Here is a 17,635-nt window from a genome sequence, read left to right on the forward strand (position 1 = left end):
TGAAATCACTTTAGAAGGTAGATGTCACCTTAAAAGTGATCCTACAGCCAAATATAAAGCTTAATCGCTATCGCTGCGAGTGAGACCGCAATCACCACCTGCGCGATGCGACCCCAACGTGAGTGGCGCGCTTCAGCCCGGCCGATAGCTTCTGCCGTCGCTTCGTCAAAGCGCAATCCGTTCGCAGCCATATCGTCCAGAGCAACGGAAACACGTTCCACACGCGCAACAAGTTCCGGTGTCTTACGCGTGAAATGCAGCAGCGAATAAGCACTGTCCTTCGCATCGGCAAGCATACCTTGCGGTCCGAGATTCTTGGCGATCCAGTCGCCCACCACCGGTTCCGCAGCCTTCCACATGTTGAAATGCGGATCGAGCGTGCGCGACACACCTTCGACCACAACCATGGTTTTCTGAAGCATCAGGAGTTCCGGTCGGGTCTCCATGTCGAAAAGCTCGGTTACTTCGAACAGCAGCGTGAGCAGCTTGGCCATGGAAATGGTTTCCGCCGGCTGACCGTGGATCGGCTCGCCAATGGCGCGGATAGCCTGCGCAAAGCTCGCCACATCATGCGTATGCGGCACGTAGCCTGCTTCGAAATGCACTTCCGCCACGCGCATATAATCACGCGTGATGAAGCCATAGAGAATTTCGGCAAGGAAACGCCGCTGCTGCTTGTTGAGCCGCCCGGTGATGCCAAAATCGACCGCAACGATAATGCCTTGCGGATCGACGAACAGATTGCCCGGATGCATGTCGGCATGGAAAAAGCCATCGCGCAGCGTATGGCGCAGGAAAGACTGGATCAGCGTTTCGGCCAGTTTCTTGAGATCAAAACCGGCTGCGGCCAGCGCCGAAATATCCGACATCTTGGTGCCGTCGATCCATTCGAGCGTCAGCACATCGCGACCGGTGCGCTCCCAGTCCACCTGTGGAACGCGGAACCCCGCATCACCCTTGATGTTCTCGGCAATTTCGGACAGTGCTGCCGCTTCCAGCCGCAGATCCATCTCGATGCGGGTGGTCTGCTGCAACGTCTCGACAACCTGAACCGGGCGCAGGCGGCGCGTAAACGGAACATGACGTTCCTGCATGCGCGCGACCATGTAGAAACCTTCAAGGTCGCGGACGAAACGCTGGCGCACGCCCGGACGAATGACCTTGACCGCAACCTTCTGGCGCGTTCCGTCTTTCATGATTTCAGCCGGGTGAACCTGCGCCATCGACGCCGCCGCTATCGGCGCATCGAAATGCAGGTAAAGATCGTCAACCTTGCGGCCAAGCGAACCTTCGATAGCAGCAACCGCGTCGACCTGCGGGAAGAAGTCGAGCCTGTCCTGCAAAAGTTCGAGATCCGCTGCGACATCGCGCCCGACAATATCAGGCCGTGTTGCCAGAAACTGGCCGAGCTTCACATAGGACGGACCAAGCTTGTTCATGGCCCGCGACATACGTTCGGAACGCTGCATGTGGCGTGCGCGCGGACGCGCCAGAAGACCGGCAATCTTGTGCCCGAATGCCGGAAGGCCAGAGAGCCCTTCCACCGGCAAGGCGCTGATAACACCTTCACGTGTCAAAACCCATCCGGCCCGCATCAGCCGGAAAGCGGCGGATAGATTACTCATGCCCCGATGCCCCGTTCCTGACCCCAACTCATCACAGGCACAATCAAAGCTTCCAGCCGGAATGCAGCGCGGCAATGCCACCAGTGAAATTGCGATAGCTCACGCGCTCGAAACCAGCCTTCTCGATCATCGCGGCAAAATCCTGCTGCTTGGGGAATTTGCGGATCGATTCGACCAGATAGCTGTAGGAATCGGCATCGCCGGTAATCATCTTGCCGATACGCGGAATGGCGTGGAACGACCACTGGTCGTAAACCTTGTCGAGAACCGGCAGTTCAACCTCGGAGAATTCGAGGCAAAGGAAACGACCGCCCGGCTTCAACACGCGATAAGCTTCGGACAGCGCCTTGTCGATATGTGGAACATTGCGAATGCCGAACGAAATCGTGTAAGCATCGAAGCTCGCATCTTCAAATGGCAGCTCTTCGGCACTGGCTTCAACAAATTCGAGATTGTCGGCAAGGCCCTTCTTGATCGCCCGTTCACGACCGACGCCGAGCATCGAGCCATTGATATCAAGAATGGTGACATGGGCCTGACGACCGGAAGCCTCCACAATGCGGAAAGCAATATCGCCGGTGCCGCCTGCAACGTCGAGCGAGGTCCAGCCGGGGCGCTTCGATGGTGCCAGCCATGCGATCATCGCATCTTTCCAAACGCGGTGCATACCCGCCGACATGAGATCGTTCATCACGTCGTATTTGCTGGCGACCTTATGGAAAACGTCGTTGACCAGGCCCTGCTTTTCGCTTTCATCAACTGCCTTGAAGCCGAATGAATGCTCCATGCCACCTTGTGCGCCCACGCGGTTCGCATTGCCGTTCTGCTGGCTCATAGCTCATCCTGCTTTTGAATATTAAGACGAAAACGATTTCCGTAATGCATATAAAGCTTGTGCCAGACGATACAAGCAGAGACCGTCCTCCACTACCCCTTTTGTGATCCGGCACTTGTGAACTGTCTTGCGTTAGCGTTTAAAAATGGCCAAAGAGACATAAAACTGTGTGCGCGCGCTTGGCCCGGCGTTTTCTCCGGCGCAAACTGCCGCTAAAGTCAAAAAGATAACAAGAAAAGTGGAAAGATCATGGGCGTTACAGTCGTCAGCCATCCGCTTGTCCAGCACAAGCTCACCATCATGCGCAAGAAGGAAACGTCCACAGCCAGCTTTCGGCGGCTGCTGAAGGAAATATCGCTGTTGCTCTGCTATGAAGTGACACGTGATCTCGAACTGACCACCATGCCGATCGAAACCCCGTTGATGCCAATGGATGCGCCGGTCCTTGAAGGCAAGAAGCTTGTCTTCGCCTCGATCCTGCGCGCAGGCAATGGTCTTCTCGAAGGCATGCTCGATCTGGTACCCGCCGCGCGCGTCGCCCATATCGGCCTTTATCGTGATCACGATACGCTGCAGCCGGTCGAATATTACTTCAAGGCCCCGGAAGACATCGTCAACCGCCTCATCATCGTGGTCGACCCGATGCTCGCCACCGGACATTCGGCAATTGCAGCCATCGACAAGCTGAAGGAACGCGGCGCGACCAATATCCGCTTCCTCTGTCTGCTGGCTGCACCGGAAGGCATCAAGCGCTTTACCGAAGCCCATCCGGATGTCGACGTGTTCACGGCCTCCATCGACGAACGTCTCGATGAAAAGGGCTATATCGTTCCCGGCCTCGGCGATGCCGGCGACCGTATGTACGGCACGAAGTAAGCACCAGCGCGCATCCCGAAAAGTGTGAAGCGGTTTTCGGGCCAGATGCGCGCTAAAATAAACAACGCAGAGCGGCCCGCGCCTGCTAATGTGCCTGGAAACGGGGGCAGCATGGCGCGGGTTTTTACGATCCTTCTGGTATTTGCAGGACTGGCAATTGCCTTCCCGCTTCTGTTTGAAAAATTCGGGCAACAGCCTAAAGCCGGTTCAAACACATCCGCGACAGCTTCGACTGCTCCTTCGCAAAACCCCGCGGCCTATAGCGGACGCCGCACGCAGATCACACCGGACAGTCGTGGCCATTTCATCACGGACATAAAAATTGCCGGGCAATCCCTTCGTGCAATGGTGGACACGGGGGCGAGCGTGGTTGCGATCAACGCAAACGCCGCGCGGCGCATCGGCCTGTCGCTCAAACCCGATGATTTCAAATATCGCGTTTCGACCGCCAATGGCGAAACCGTCGCTGCATCCGCCATCCTGCCCAGCATCGAAATCGGGCGTATTCGTGTAGAGGATGTGGAAGCCATGGTTCTGCGTGACGATGCCTTGTCCGATACGCTCCTCGGCATGAGCTTTCTGAAACGTCTGCGTCACTATGAAGTTTCAAACGGCGTACTCGTGCTGACGCAATGATGTGATACCGTACTTCCGATATGGATCGAAAGCGGCTAAACCCCGCTGACCACCGACGCCCAAATACCAATGGAAGCCAGCCATGACACCGGACCAGCGCCTGACCGAGCTCGAAATTCGCGTAGCCGAACAGGAAAAGACAATCGACGAGTTGTCATCCGTTCTGGCCGAACAATGGAAAACCATAGACCAGCTTTCCAAGAAGCTCGGCGCGTTGACCGACCGCTTTCTGGAACTGGAAGAACAGACTGCTCCGGACGTACCGGTCACCAAACCACCGCACTGGTAACACCATGCTTCAGATTGCCTCCCTCGCCGACCGCCCCGATCTCGTGCCCATTTGTGCCGCGTGGAACCATGCGGAATGGGGCGAATTTAGCGGCTCCACCCTCGAACAGACCGTCAAGGCTTTTAACGACATCTCCCGCGAAGACGGTGGACAGGTGGCGCGAGTTGCTCTCTGGAACGAACAACCCGCCGGTCTTGCCCTTCTGATCCACAACGATCTGGAAACACATCCGCATCTGAAGCCATGGGTGGCAAGTGTGTTCGTCGCGCCTGACTATCGCAGTAAAGGCATTGCCAAAGGTTTGGTTGGCGCCATCGAGGATGCCGCACGGGAACTCGGCTACGCGGAAGCTTATCTTTACACAGACAAGCCCGACCTTTACCGCCAGATCGGCTGGAGCGATTTCGAGCATCTGGAAGGCGACTATGCCGGGATGCTGATCATGAAAAAGAAAATCGCGCGGTAAGGACCGCGCGATCTGTTGATTACAGCCCGCTTATTGTGCCAGCGGGATCGGGCAGCTCACGCCAGTGCCGCGCAATCCGCAATAACCATTCGGGTTCTTCGCCAGATATTGCTGGTGATAGTCCTCGGCATAATAGAGCTCCGGCGCATCCTCGATTTCCGTGGTGATCGGACCGAGACCACGACCGGCAAGCGCCTGCGAATAGGCTTCCCGGCTCTTTTCCGCCACATCACGATCTGCCTTGTCGAAAGTATAGATGACTGAACGATAGGTCGTACCGATATCGTTGCCCTGCCGCATGCCCTGCGTCGGATCATGCTCCTCCCAGAAAAGGGTCAGCAGCTCATCGAGGCTCACGACCTTCGGATCGTAGACAACCAGCACAACTTCCGCATGGCCGGTCAGCCCCGTGCAGGTTTCCTCATAGGTGGGGTTGGGCGTGACCCCGCCCGCATAACCGACAGCCGTTACATATACGCCTGGCACCTGCCAGAACAGGCGCTCGGCACCCCAGAAGCAGCCCATTCCGAACAGAACCTCCTTATAGCCTTCCGGCCATGGTCCTTTCAGCGGGCGACCATTGACGAAGTGGGTCGCAGATGTCGGGATTGGTTGCGCGCGCCCCGGCAAAGCTTCGTCCGTCGAAGGCATCTGCGTCTTCTTGCGATAGCTGTCCAAGAAACTCATGGTATCCACCTCCTGATTATCGAGCGGTGAAGCGCCCCAGAGGACGCTCCCGACGATGACCGATTGCATAGAATAAAAGGGCGAGAATGCCGAAAAGAAGCCAACCCGGTTGCTCAAGCAAAGGGATGCAGACGGCATTCCAAGCTCCTGCCCCTATATAGTGTGTCACGAACGTTTCTACATCGGCCAATGTCTCGGGTGCGTTGCGCGACCACATGGAAAAAAGCGGCTTCGCTATGAACTGCGACGCGCCGACGGAACGCGCGCCGTCAAGGACCGCGAAAATCACCGCCAAAGCCAGAAAAACAACCGCAAAACTACGCAATACAAATCGGATCACGATTCTCTGCCCCGGATTTCCTACCTTGATTTCGACGCCGGTTTTCTGACCGGTCTCCCGAAGATTTGTCTTTTTGATGTTGCTAAAGCATAGCACACAGAACCCGTCAGGCTCAAAGCCAAGCTGGAACACTATTGCACGATTAAAATAAAATATAATAATTTCAGACAGTTATATCGTTGATATCACTCTTTACACAGGCTCTGCGATTTAGACGCAAAAACTTGCAAATAGCTGTTGAACATATGCATTTTCTGGCTATATTCGCGCCGCACCCGCTAGTTGGCGATTAACCAGCGCCTGTTTCGAAAAGCGGTGTCACGTTTGCAGTCAGTTTTCGCCGTGAGACACGGTTTCCCGACAGCAAGGCAGACGGAGAGGTGGCCGAGTGGTTGAAGGCGCACGCCTGGAACGCGTGTATACGGGAAACCGTATCGAGGGTTCGAATCCCTCTCTCTCCGCCATTTTATTTTCCCCACAACAGACGCGAGTTACCTCTTTCAAGACGGTAAACCGGTTACGGCATCCGCAACTCAGGCAATAAAACAGCCGGAGGTTTGGACCTCCGGCTGTGATTTTTAGTTCAGGCCTTCTTCCTTGAATGCCTTCTGCACGTTCGGGCGGGCCAGCACACGTTCGCGCAGTTTCAGCGCCTTGGGATAGGCGCTCAAATCGAGCTTTTGACCAACGCCCCAACCGATGATCACCGACGCATAGGCATCTGGTTGAGTGAAGTCATCGCCAAGCCAGTAGGCGTTCTTGTCCGACAGCATGGCTTCGAGCTGACCCAGACGACGATTGATGTTGGCGATGACGCCAGCCCTCGCTTCCTCGCTCAGGTTGGGCGCGAACAGGCCGCTAAAGGCCGCATGCAAATCCGAACAGAAGCCCAACGCTTCCTGCAGGCGTGCGCGTTCGATTGAACCATAGGCGGGCTTGAATGCTGCAACATCGGAATGATCACCGATATATTGGAGAATTGCCGCATTCTGCGTGATGACAGTGCCGGGCTTCACTTCCAGCGCCGGGACCGCACCGCGCGGATTGACTGCGAAATAATCGCCACCGTCCGCTGTCTTCTTGGCCTTGAGATCCACGGCCTCCAGCTCATAAGGCAGGCCCGCCTCGCTCAGAATGATGTGGGGTGCGAGCGAACAAGCGCCGACCTTGTAGTAAAGCTTCATAAAAATCTCCCATCAGTTTCGATGAAAGACCTCTATCAATTCTGGTGCGCCCCGCAAGGAATTGGGGATCACAATTCCTTGTGTAATTGCATTGGAGCGTTTTTCGATCAGACTGAATCAGATCGGCGCTCTAGCGGTTTGTTTTGACGGGCAATTTATCAGAAAAGCGATGCGATCCGCGCAGGCTTCGAAGACTGCATTCGTGTCACCACAACCATCTTGTTGAACTCGCCGCGCTTGAAGGCGCGCAGGAAGCGCGGATAGTCCTTGAACACGACACAACCATTGGAATCGCCACGGCGCCCCAGCATGAAAGTATGCGCCAGAAGGCCATCGCGATTATAGCGGTTGTTGCCGTCGACAGGCGTGAGGCGGATCGCCTCGACGCCATGGAACAAGGCCTCGCGCATGCGCAGATCATAGGTATGTGGCGGCGTTGGCCCGCGGTTTTTCTGGTTCACATAACGCGGATTGTCGCGCATCGGACCGAGGCCGGAATGGGCTTCAAGGCGCTCACCGCTCGGCAGGTAAACAGTGGCTGCAGAAATATCGTAGATGGCAACCTTGCTGCGTGCAGCCTGATTGAGAAGCGGGCTGAACAGGCCGGGACGCGGTTCTTCGGTTGCACCGCTTTCCGGCGCATAAGCGAGCTCGGTCTTCTCATGCATGCGGGAGCGGCGCAGCGAAGGCTTGGCGCCCGGCAGCGGCACATCATCGGGCAGGAATGCATCCCGGCTGGCTTCATCCTCTGCGGCCATGTCGGTTTTCTGATCCGGAGCAAGCTGCGGAACAGGAACGGCATTGCCGGTAGGAAGATGTGCCCGCCTTTCAACGGCGTCCATTTCTTCAGCTTGCGAAAGCGGATCAATCTTGTTGAAGGCCGCCGCTGCGTTCGGTGCGGTCGGCACTGGCGCATAGGCAGCCACAGTCACGCCAGCCGTCGCGGCAGGTTGCTTTTGCTCGACACTCGCCACAACAGGCTCGTCGCGCCTGACGCGATCAGCGCGCAATTCGATGAGGGATGCCGTATCGACTGACTTGTCCTCGATCACGGAATCGGGACCGATATCAGCAATGATCGGCTGATCGTTTACGTTTTTGGCCCGGTGCCAGTCGAGGTTGGAATAGGCCGCATCAGCAGTGTAGGCATTGATGAAGCTCTGCCTGATCCGCCGCGATGGCGCGATCTTGTGATCAACGACGGCAAGTGCCTGCGGCGCGGTCAGGGAAACACGGCGCATGATCGGGGCAACAGGCGCAAAGGCCGGCACGACCGTTTCCAGCGTGCCGAGCGCAGTCATCATCCAGCTTCCGGCCACAAGTCCCGTCGCGGCGAAAATCGCAACGCGCGTAAAACCTTTGAAACCGAGCGGAAGTCTGATGCCGTTGCTGCGCGGAGCTGCGTAGCCATACACTTCTGTTACACACGCCATGATACAAAATCCGAATGGAAATCAACTTTCGCGGCACCGCTTTGCATGTCAGTTCGGCAAAAAGACGAACAAGACATGGCAAAGCGGTGACTGGAAGGTCATCTCCAGCATCGTCAATTATGGTAACCAAATCCTTTACGGAATGAAAAAATCCGGTTCAGCTGGCTTCGGAAACCAACTCAAGCGGTCAGCAGATAGGCGCCCTGTTTGGCGCTCGGGAATTCCAGCCCCTCCACCGCAACGCGATTGCGTCCACGGTGCTTTACCCGCATCAGGGCAAGATCGGCACGTGCGGCCGTTTCCCATAATGTTTCAGCGCCGCGCACCATGGCGATGCCGAAACTGCATGTCATGCGGCGGTCTGCAGGCAACATGGGAAAACTGTGTCGGGCCGCGCGCCCGCAAAGCCTATCGCCCAGTCGCTCACATGTTTCGGCATCCCCCCGGACCAGAAGAACAAATTCTTCGCCACCGACGCGACCGACAATCGTTGTATTTGCTGCCACTGTTTGCAGAATGCAGGCAAACTCAACCAGCACCTGATCGCCGGTTGCATGACCCAGCTCGTCATTGATCGACTTGAAGTGATCTATATCCGCGATAATGACCCCATGATCACCACGCTGGGCCTCGGCCAAACGCATAGTCGCATGACGCTCAAGGCCGCGACGATTGAGAACACCGGTCAGCGGATCGGAGTCACGCTCTGCCTGCAATTCCTTGACCACATCCGAAGTTGTCACCACCAGAAGAACCAGACCGGCAAAGACACCCGCAAAGGCACCGAATATCATGATGCCCTGCCAATAGCGCGAATGAATGAGTTCCGACGGCCGCGTGATGTCGGCGGGGAGCCCAAGCGCCATTCCAGCCTGTACAAAGAAATGCACCATCAACAACAGCAATGCACCAAACAGCACGCGCTCAATCCAGCTTCGGCGTGCAAGATTGCGCGCCTGAATGCAAAGCACGGCCACCAGACTGCCCAGAGTCAGTTGGACAGTAGGCGCAATTCGCGAATAGCTCGTATCATTCGCAATGAAATAGGCCATGGCTCCAAGAAGACCGAGCCCGATCAGTCCCGATGCAAGGCGGGAATAACGTCCGCCCATGCGTATCATGACACCCTCGCAAAGCAGCCAACCGCCCAGAAAATGGAAAGTCGTGGCAACCGGCGAGGTCAGGGTCAAGTTGTTCGAGATCAGCGAGATAGGAACCAGAAGCCCGAAAGCAAAACTGGCGAAGCTCAGGCCGAAAAGCAAAAGATGCCTGCGCTTCGTGTCGAGCATCCAAATGCCTAACATCGTCGCAGCAAACAGCAATACTACCAGCGGCGGCACAAACTTCACGAACAGGCCCTAAATCGGTTGAAAATGAGAATGCTAAAACGCTATTTCAAATTGAACCCAATGTGCAATTACAAACCAGCATCAAAGTCAAGTTGTAAGCTTGCAATATTGATGAACACTAAAACCTAAAAGAGCAACACTGAGAATAAGCGATTGCTAAAAATAAATTGAAAACAACATCATTCAGCGAAAAACTCTTTTCACGCAGTTTTTACCTTCAGATTTATCCCCAGAAGCTTTTCGGCGATCATGCGGCCGATGGGTATGGAAGACGTCGCGGCCGGTGACGGCGCATTACACACATGCAGCATTCTCTCCGTTTCCTTGAAGAGAAAATCATGCACCAGCGTGCCGTCATCAAGAACGGCTTGCGCCCGTATTCCGGCGCCCGGCGCGCCAAGATCGGCAAGCTCCAGCGTCGGGCAATATTTGCGGCACTCTTTCAGATAGCGTGTGCGAGACGCGGAATTGCTGAACTCGGCTAAAGCCGAGCGCCAGTTCTTCATCGCCATCTTCCAGAAGCCGGGAAACGTCGACATATCTGCGACATCACCTGCACGGAAACTGCCTTTGTCGTAGCCTTCTCGCGAAAAACCCAGAACTGCGTTCGGGCCGACCGTGACACCGCCGTCAATCGTACGCGTCAGGTGAATGCCGAGAAATGGCAGGTCGGGATCAGGGATCGGATAGATCAAATGCTTGACGATATTCGCCTTCGATTTCGGCAAGGTGTAGTATTCACCGCGAAACGGCACGATGCGATGGCTGATATCCAATCCGGCAAGCCGCGCAATGCGGTCTGACTGCAACCCGGCGCAAGCGACCAGCTTGGAAGCACGCAAGGTCTCGCCATTTGCCGTTACCGCAACGCCTTTGCCATCCTCCCGGATTGCCGTAACCGGCGCCTTGAGCCGCACGATACCGCCGCGCTCAATGATTTCCGCAGCCATCGCCCGCGATATTTTCGCATAATCAACAATGCCCGTCGCCGGAACGAGCAGTGCCCCGAGGCCTGCAACCGCAGGCTCGACCTTGCGCAGAGCCTGCTGGTCCACATGCTGGAAGGTGATGTCGTTCTGGACCGCGCGCTTGGCGAGCGACTCCATGCGTTCGACTTCTTGCGAAGAGGTTGCGACCAGAAGCTTGCCGCATGTTTCAAAAGGAATGGAATATTGCCTGCAAAAGGCTTTCGTGGCTTCCGCACCCGCCCGGCACAATTGCGCCTTCAACGAACCTGGCTGGTAATAGATACCGGCATGGATGACGCCACTATTGTGTCCTGTCTGGTGGCGCGCGAAATCGCTTTCCTTCTCCAGCAGGATGATCCTTGCGCCCGGCTCCGCTTCCTGCATGGCTTTTGCTGTCGCAAGCCCGACAATGCCGCCGCCGATAACGCAATAATCATAATCTGCCACGAAGTCCCCTCCTCATACCCTTTCCCGGCGCAAGCGCCCTGCCTTGCTACCGCTCGACAGGATGATTACCTGTTACTTATACGATTGCGGCCTTGGTTGCAGCACCGCAAAATGGCATTCTTTGCCAAACCCGTTCCCCCATGCGGAGAAGTTCCATGCGCCATCAGTTCGACCTTTTTGCTCTTTCCCCAGCGGAAGGAGAGGAACGGGCAGAACTGCGCCCTGCCCGCGCCAAGCCCGGCAAGACGACCGGCATCGATGAAGCGGAAATGGTGCAGCGCCTGAAAGACAGCGGGCGTTACCGCATCCTGCAGCGGCTTGATCCGCCACCGACGGTACCGGATGCCGACCGGATCGCCTTTCCGCGACTGGGCGTCGTTGTCGACACGGAAACGACCGGCCTCAATCCCGCGAAGGAAGAAATCATCGAGATCGGTGCAGTTGCTTTCCGCTATGCGGATGACGGCTCCATTGGTGATGTCTGCGTCACGTTCGGCGCGCTGCAGCAGCCATCCAAGCCAATACCCGCTGACATTACCCGTATCACCGGCATTACCGACGATATGGTGAAAGGCCAGACGATCCCGCGTGAGAAGCTGGATGCGCTCATCGCCGAAGCCGATATCATCATCGCGCATAATGCCGGTTTTGACCGTCCGTTTCTCGAGCGTTTCTCAATCGCTTTCGCCAACAAGCCTTGGGCCTGCTCGGTCAAGGAGATCGACTGGACCGCACGCGGTTTTGAAGGCACCAAGCTTGGCTACCTGATCGGCCAGAGCGGCTATTTCCACAACGGACACCGAGCCGAAGATGACTGTCAGGCCCTGCTCGCGGTACTGAAAGAACAGTCTGGCGACACCACGCCCTTTGCCGAATTGCTGAAAGCAAGCCAGCGCGCGCGGATGCGCATCTATGCAGAAAATAGCCCGTTCGAAATGAAAGACCACCTGAAGGCGCGCGGCTATCGCTGGTCGGATGGCACGGATGGACGTCCGAAATCATGGTGGACGGAAATCGGAGAAGAGGAACTCGGAGCCGAGCTCGAATATCTGCGCACCGAGATTTACAACTGGCGCGATGCCGAACCGCTGATCCAGAAGCTGACCGCCGTGGACCGTTACAAGGAACGTGCTCCGCTTCGCCCGAAGAAATAAAAAGGCCGCAGATACGGCCTTTTTGTTACGGCGCGACTGATTCCGTCTATGGGTAGCCGAAAATGGTGGCACTCGAGAACCGGAGCGGAGTGTACTTAACGTACATGAGCACCGGAAGCGTAGAGCGACACCATTTGCAGGTAGCCAGAGGCGGAATCTAGAGGACTGGCCATGGCTTCTGCACGGGCCGCATCTCTTCATAAGCCTTTGCCAACCGCAGCACGCCGAGATCGTCGAAGCGCTGGCCGAAAATCTGCAGGCCGATGGGTAGTCCTGTCGACGTGTAACCGCAATTGATCGAGATCGCGGGTTGTTCCGACATGTTCATCGCAACGGTGAAGGCGATGTGCTCGAACGGACGTTGCGGATCATTGACCGGAGAGGCCCATTCCGCCGGATAGGTCGGCATTGGAGCAGTCGGCGAAATGGTGAAATCGAACCCCTTGGAAGCGGCAAGCGCCGCATTGCGCATGGCGTCCATCTGCGCAAAGCCGAGATAGACTTCCTCGCCGGAAAGCCCTTCCGCCCTCTCGGTCCACTGATAGATATAAGGCAGTATTTTCGCACGGTTTTCCGGCGTCATCTTTTTGATGTCCGACCAGGAACGTGCGCGCCAGAAACGATCCAGACCATCGATCATGGTGCGGTTCAGGAATGGCGCAACCGGTTCGATGATCGCGCCTGCATCAGCGAAAAGCTTTGCCGCAGCTTCCACGGCAGCTTTCGTTTCTTCGCCAACTTCTTCGCCAAAACCGGCATCCAGCCAAAGGCCGATCTTCAAGCCCTTGACGTCGATACCGAGGTTCATCCAGTCGATATCCTGCTGGGGCAGGCTCATGCCGTCGCGGCGATCCGGTCTCGACAGAACCGACATATAGAGCGCGCTGTCGGCGACCGTGCGCGTCATCGGGCCTGCGACACGCCCCAGAAATGCCGGATCGATCGGGATACGCCCGAAGGACGGCTTCAGACCGACGAGACCGCACCAGCCGGCAGGCAGGCGAATGGAGCCGCCAATGTCGGTGCCGATATGCAAGGGGCCGTAACCGGCGGCACCGGCGCTGCCCGCACCAGCACTCGATCCACCCGGATTGGTGTTCAAATCCCACGGATTGCGCGCGAGCTTGTGGAAGCTCGACAGGCCTGAAGACAACATGCCGAGATCGGGCATGGTCGTCTTGGCGAGCAGCACGCCGCCAGCCTCGCGGGTGCGCGCAGCAGGCGGGGCATCGGCGACGGCAGGCTTCAGCGGCAGTGCCGCGCAGCCAAGCGGAACGGCGGTCCCTTCCGTCGCGATATTTTCCTTGATCGTCAGCGGCACACCATCGATGGGACCGGCAGGTTCACCCTTCCCCCAGCGTGCTTCGGAAGCCTTTGCCGAAACCCGCGCCGCATCCGGATCGTAAGCCCAGAGTGCATTGAGCTTCGGCTCATAGGCTTCGATGCGCGTGATCACGGCTTCCGTGACCTCGACCGGCGAAAGCGACTTCGCCTTATAGGCGGACACGAGTTCAACGGCTGACAAATCGGCTAGATTCGACATTGGATATTTCCTCAAATCACTCAGGCAATTTCAGTATGGAGCTTGGGCGTCGCACGCGCTTGCGGCGCCCCGAAAACGGTTTTGGCACGGCATCAACCAGCGCACGCGTATAATCATGCCGCGGATTGTCGAAGACCTCATTCGTTGGCCCCTGCTCGACAATATTGCCGCGATAGATCACGGCAACACGGTCGGTGATGGCGCGCACGACACCAAGATCATGGCTGATAAAGAGATAGGAGAGGCCGAACTTCTCCTGCAGGTCCATCATCAGGTTCAACACCTGCGCCTGAATGGAAACGTCGAGCGCCGAAACCGGCTCGTCCGCGACGATCAGCGCCGGTTTGGTGATCAGGGCGCGCGCAATGGCAATACGCTGGCGCTGCCCACCGGAAAACTCATGCGGATATTTTTCCGCCGATGCTTTTGGGAGGCCCACGGCTTCCAGCACTTCAGCCACGCGGTCGTCGCGGTCCTTGGAACTGGTGCCGCTTTCCAGCGACACAATCGGCTCGGAAATAATCCGCTTCACCGTATGACGCGGATCAAGCGAGCCGTAAGGGTCCTGAAAAATCGCCTGAAAGCCTTTGCGCGCTTCACGCAGGCCCGAGCGATCCAGCGCGTAGATATCCTGCCCGTTGATAAGAATCTGTCCCGATTGCGGGCGTTCCAACCCCATCACGGCGCGAGCCAGCGTGGATTTTCCGGAACCACTTTCACCGACAATGCCAAGGCTTTGGCCGGCCTCGATCTCCACATTCACACCATGCAGCACGCGCAACGCGCTCGTTCGTGAAAAGAAGGATGCCCGCGGCAATTGATATTCGCGCACCACATCGCGCACCTGCAAAATCATGTTGCTCATAACACCACCTCGCCGTCTCGCGGGTGAATACAGGCGGCGCGATGCGCGATGCCGTCATTCTCGGCGATGAAATCCAGCCCCGGTATCGCCCTTCGGCAATCGTCCTGCACGAAGGCGCAGCGGTCGGCAAAGGTGCAATAGGGCGGACGCGCCAGCGGGTCCGGCACAACGCCGGGAATGGCAGCAAGGCGCTGGCGTCCCGTGCCGTGACTGCGTACAAGTGCCGCCCCATGTGGAGAAGCCTGAAACAGCCCCCTTGCATAAGGATGCGCCATGCGATGGAACACCGCTTCCGTGCGCCCGGTCTCGACGATGCGGCCCGCATACATGACTGCAATACGGTCGGTCATTTCTGACACCACGCCAAGATCATGGGTGATCAGCATCAGGGCCGTGCCGGTTTCGTCGATCAGCTCATCCATGAGATCGAGAATTTGCGCCTGCACAGTCACATCGAGCGCGGTGGTCGGCTCATCGGCGATCAGCAAATCAGGCTCACAAGCGATAGCCATGGCAATCATCACGCGCTGGCGTTGCCCGCCGGAAAGCTGGTGCGGGTAAAGATCGAGATTGAAGCGCGGCGCAGGCAGCCCCACGCGATCAAGCAACTCGCGCGCCTTGCGCTCCGCATCGGCCCGGCTTTCGCCCAAATGCAGACGGCGACCTTCGGCAATCTGTGCGCCTATGGTCTTGACCGGATTGAGCGCCGTCATCGGTTCCTGAAAGATCATCGCCATGCGCCGCCCGCGCATCCTGCACAGTTCCGCCTCCGGCTTGTTTGCCAGATCCTCACCGTCAAAACGCAACGTGCCGCGCACGCGCATACGGTCCGGCAGCAGGCCCATGGCGGCAAGGGCAGTGATCGACTTGCCGCTGCCGGACTCACCCACCACGCCAAGGCGTTCACCGCGATTGAGCGTCAACGTGATATCGGACACGATATCCGCGACCTTGAGGCCAATAGGCAATTCAACGGACATATTGTCCATTTCAAGCAAAGGTGTTGTCATCTCTGCCTCCTGACGCGCGGATCAAGCACATCGCGCAATCCATCGCCCAGCATGTTGAGACCGAGCACGGCGAGCGTGATGGCAAGGCCGGGGAAAATGGCGAGCCATGGCGCGTCGTAGATAAAGGTCTGTGCATCGTTGAGCATCTTGCCCCAGCTTGGCATCGGCGGCTGGGTGCCAAGCCCGACATAGGAAAGGCCCGCCTCGGCAACGATGGCGAGTGCGAACTGGATCGTCGCCTGCACGATCAGCACATGGTTGATATTGGGCAGCACATGCAAAAGCGTGATCGAGACATCGCCACGCCCGGCGCAACGCGCAGCCTGCACATATTCGCGCTTCCACAGGCCCAGTGATGCGCCACGCGTGACACGCGCAAACACCGGGATATTGAAAATGCCGATGGCGATCATGGCATTGACGGCACCGGGCCCGAAAATTGCGGTGATGATGACGGCGGTAAGAAGTGCCGGAAATGCAAAGGCCAGATCGGTCATGCGCATGACAAAGCCGTCCACCATGCCGCCGCGTGCAGCCGCGAAGGCACCAAGCGGGATCCCGATACCGGCACCAACGAGCACGGCAATGATGGAAACGGCGATGGAGTTGCGCGCGCCGACCATAATCATGGAAAACACGTCGCGCCCGAAATTATCCGTGCCGAACAGATGGCTGAAACTCGGACCTTGCAACTTGTCACGGAAGTTCATGGCGGTCGGCGAATAGGGCGTCCAGACATAGGAGATAACGGCCATCGCGACGAGGATGACCGTGATCAGTGTACCGACAGCCAGGCTGCGGCTCAGCAGCACTGTTTTGAACACACCCGGTTTCGGAAGAGCTTGCGCTTCACTCATCGGCTGCCTCCTGTCGAAAGGCGCGGATCGATGAAGCCATAGACAAGATCGACAATGAAATTGACCGCGATCACGGAAGCGGCAAGCAGCGTCACCAGTGACTGCACGGTGACGAGATCGCGCTGCGCGATGGCTTGAAACACCAGTCGTCCGAGACCGGGCAGATTGAAGACGTTTTCGATGATGATGGTTCCCGCCAGCAGAAAGGAAAATTGCAGGCCGATGATGGTGACAACCGGGATCAGCGCATTCGGAACCGCATGACGCCAGAGTGCTGCCTTGCGGGTCAGCCCTTTAGCGCGTGCGGTGCGCACGAAATCCTCACCCAGCGTCTCGATGACGGCGGATCGGGTTACGCGGGCCAGAATGGCGGCAAGCGGCAGCGCCAGCGCCAGCGCCGGCAGGAACAGCGAACGGATGCCATTCCAGAAGCCGCCTTCCCAACCCGCAAAGCCAGATGCAGGAAACCAGCCGAGCTGCAAGGCGAAGAGCAGGATCAAAAGCAGACCGAGCCAGAAATTCGGAATTGCAACACCGACCTGTGCCACGCCCATGGAGAGCACATCGCCGGTCTTGCCGCGCTTGGAGGCTGCATAGACGCCAACAGGAATGGCAACAGCAACGGACAGGATCATGGACAGAAGCGCCAGCGGCAGCGTGACCATGATGCGTGGTCCGAGCAACTCGCTGATCGGGACGGAGTAGGTGTAGCTCGTACCGAAATCACCTTTCAGAAAACCGCCAATCCATTCGAGATAACGCCACCAGAGCGGTTGATCGAGGCCGAGCTGCTTGTGAAGTGCTGCCAGCGTTTCAGGTTGCGCATTGATGCCGAGGATCACCGCCGCCGGATCCCCCGGTAGCACCTGCATCAGCAGAAAGACGATGACGGAAGCCGCAAGCGTCGTAAGCAGAAGCGAAACCAATCGCCCGGATATATAAGCCAGCAAAGCGACCTCCTTGAAAAGACGGATACCCGCTTTCCACATTCCAACTCGCCGCACGCCCTCCCCTTATCTTTATGGGGTGCGCGGCCATTCGCGTAAAACCGCCCCGCCGAGCAAACGACGG

General features: G+C 57.4%; 18 protein-coding genes and 1 tRNA gene. 6 read left to right on the forward strand and 13 right to left on the reverse strand.

From position 1 onward, the window contains the following. Nucleotides 1-41: 41 nt before the first annotated feature. A complete protein-coding gene (ubiB, locus tag ABDF71_RS12230) occupies nucleotides 42-1,625 on the reverse strand; it encodes a 2-polyprenylphenol 6-hydroxylase (protein ID WP_151663794.1) in 1,584 nt (527 codons plus the stop codon). Nucleotides 1,626-1,668: 43 nt separating this feature from the next. Next, nucleotides 1,669-2,460, reverse strand: a complete 792-nt coding sequence (ubiE, locus tag ABDF71_RS12235; RefSeq protein WP_151663795.1) for a bifunctional demethylmenaquinone methyltransferase/2-methoxy-6-polyprenyl-1,4-benzoquinol methylase UbiE — start codon at nucleotides 2,458-2,460, stop codon at nucleotides 1,669-1,671. A 249-nt stretch (nucleotides 2,461-2,709) separates the two neighbouring features. Here ubiE and upp point away from each other — a divergent pair, with 249 nt between their 5' ends. The 4 genes from upp (at nucleotide 2,710) to ABDF71_RS12255 (ending at nucleotide 4,727) form a co-directional block, all read left to right on the forward strand. After that, a complete protein-coding gene (gene upp, locus ABDF71_RS12240; protein WP_006467614.1) occupies nucleotides 2,710-3,336 on the forward strand; it encodes a uracil phosphoribosyltransferase in 627 nt (208 codons plus the stop codon). A gap of 111 nt (nucleotides 3,337-3,447) precedes the next feature. Further along, nucleotides 3,448-3,972, forward strand: a complete 525-nt coding sequence (locus tag ABDF71_RS12245; RefSeq protein WP_125299967.1) for a retropepsin-like aspartic protease family protein — start codon at nucleotides 3,448-3,450, stop codon at nucleotides 3,970-3,972. A gap of 82 nt (nucleotides 3,973-4,054) precedes the next feature. Further along, nucleotides 4,055-4,261 carry a SlyX family protein gene (locus ABDF71_RS12250; protein WP_021587137.1) on the forward strand — a complete coding sequence of 69 codons (207 nt, stop codon included), beginning with the start codon at nucleotides 4,055-4,057 and terminating at the stop codon, nucleotides 4,259-4,261. Nucleotides 4,262-4,265: 4 nt separating this feature from the next. Next, nucleotides 4,266-4,727 (forward strand): GNAT family N-acetyltransferase, encoded by a 462-nt coding sequence (locus ABDF71_RS12255; protein WP_151663796.1) that lies wholly within the window; start codon nucleotides 4,266-4,268, stop codon nucleotides 4,725-4,727. Between the two features lie 30 nt (nucleotides 4,728-4,757). Here the strand turns inward: ABDF71_RS12255 and msrA are convergent, their stop codons facing one another. Together msrA and ABDF71_RS12265 are read right to left on the reverse strand one after the other, a co-directional pair. Continuing rightward, entirely contained in the window at nucleotides 4,758-5,414 is a 657-nt protein-coding gene (gene msrA / locus ABDF71_RS12260; RefSeq protein WP_029929376.1) for a peptide-methionine (S)-S-oxide reductase MsrA, read from the reverse strand. A gap of 16 nt (nucleotides 5,415-5,430) precedes the next feature. Beyond that, the gene (locus ABDF71_RS12265; protein ID WP_029929378.1) at nucleotides 5,431-5,754 is read right to left on the reverse strand and encodes a hypothetical protein; all 324 of its coding nucleotides are present in this window, start codon (nucleotides 5,752-5,754) and stop codon (nucleotides 5,431-5,433) included. Nucleotides 5,755-6,128: 374 nt separating this feature from the next. Here ABDF71_RS12265 and ABDF71_RS12270 point away from each other — a divergent pair. Then, nucleotides 6,129-6,218, forward strand: a tRNA-Ser gene (locus ABDF71_RS12270). Nucleotides 6,219-6,332: 114 nt separating this feature from the next. On the opposite strand, the gene gst is transcribed toward ABDF71_RS12270, so the two are convergent. The 4 genes from gst to lhgD form a co-directional block, all read right to left on the reverse strand. After that, a complete protein-coding gene (gst, locus tag ABDF71_RS12275) occupies nucleotides 6,333-6,938 on the reverse strand; it encodes a glutathione transferase (RefSeq protein WP_010659377.1) in 606 nt (201 codons plus the stop codon). A gap of 158 nt (nucleotides 6,939-7,096) precedes the next feature. Continuing rightward, complete coding sequence (locus tag ABDF71_RS12280; RefSeq protein ID WP_500061596.1) at nucleotides 7,097-8,371, reverse strand: DUF2778 domain-containing protein; 1,275 nt, start codon at nucleotides 8,369-8,371, stop codon at nucleotides 7,097-7,099. Between the two features lie 179 nt (nucleotides 8,372-8,550). Then, a complete protein-coding gene (locus ABDF71_RS12285; RefSeq protein WP_151664393.1) occupies nucleotides 8,551-9,720 on the reverse strand; it encodes a GGDEF domain-containing protein in 1,170 nt (389 codons plus the stop codon). Between the two features lie 200 nt (nucleotides 9,721-9,920). Further along, nucleotides 9,921-11,135 carry an L-2-hydroxyglutarate dehydrogenase gene (lhgD, locus tag ABDF71_RS12290; protein ID WP_010659373.1) on the reverse strand — a complete coding sequence of 405 codons (1,215 nt, stop codon included), beginning with the start codon at nucleotides 11,133-11,135 and terminating at the stop codon, nucleotides 9,921-9,923. Nucleotides 11,136-11,290: 155 nt separating this feature from the next. On the opposite strand from lhgD, the gene ABDF71_RS12295 reads away from it, so the two are divergent. Further along, nucleotides 11,291-12,289, forward strand: a complete 999-nt coding sequence (locus ABDF71_RS12295; RefSeq protein ID WP_500061597.1) for a 3'-5' exonuclease — start codon at nucleotides 11,291-11,293, stop codon at nucleotides 12,287-12,289. A gap of 157 nt (nucleotides 12,290-12,446) precedes the next feature. On the opposite strand, the gene ABDF71_RS12300 is transcribed toward ABDF71_RS12295, so the two are convergent. Genes ABDF71_RS12300 through ABDF71_RS12320 form a run of 5 tightly spaced genes read right to left on the reverse strand, consistent with a single transcriptional unit; the run spans nucleotide 12,447 to nucleotide 17,514 of the window. Then, nucleotides 12,447-13,832 (reverse strand): amidase, encoded by a 1,386-nt coding sequence (locus ABDF71_RS12300; RefSeq protein WP_151664395.1) that lies wholly within the window; start codon nucleotides 13,830-13,832, stop codon nucleotides 12,447-12,449. 16 nt (nucleotides 13,833-13,848) lie between these two features. After that, nucleotides 13,849-14,697: an ATP-binding cassette domain-containing protein gene (locus tag ABDF71_RS12305; protein WP_010659370.1), complete on the reverse strand. Its 849-nt coding sequence runs from the start codon at nucleotides 14,695-14,697 to the stop codon at nucleotides 13,849-13,851. Beyond that, complete coding sequence (locus tag ABDF71_RS12310; protein WP_010659369.1) at nucleotides 14,694-15,707, reverse strand: ABC transporter ATP-binding protein; 1,014 nt, start codon at nucleotides 15,705-15,707, stop codon at nucleotides 14,694-14,696. The genes ABDF71_RS12305 and ABDF71_RS12310 overlap by 4 nt, the downstream gene beginning before the upstream one ends. Then, nucleotides 15,704-16,564, reverse strand: a complete 861-nt coding sequence (locus tag ABDF71_RS12315; protein ID WP_010659368.1) for an ABC transporter permease — start codon at nucleotides 16,562-16,564, stop codon at nucleotides 15,704-15,706. Before ABDF71_RS12315 ends, ABDF71_RS12310 begins: the two co-directional genes overlap by 4 nt. Next, a complete protein-coding gene (locus tag ABDF71_RS12320; protein WP_071632588.1) occupies nucleotides 16,561-17,514 on the reverse strand; it encodes an ABC transporter permease in 954 nt (317 codons plus the stop codon). Before ABDF71_RS12320 ends, ABDF71_RS12315 begins: the two co-directional genes overlap by 4 nt. Nucleotides 17,515-17,635: the final 121 nt, after the last annotated feature.

Origin of the sequence: Ochrobactrum sp. WV_118_8 (assembly GCF_039631535.1) — a bacterium.
Lineage (GTDB): Bacteria > Pseudomonadota > Alphaproteobacteria > Rhizobiales > Rhizobiaceae > Brucella > Brucella anthropi.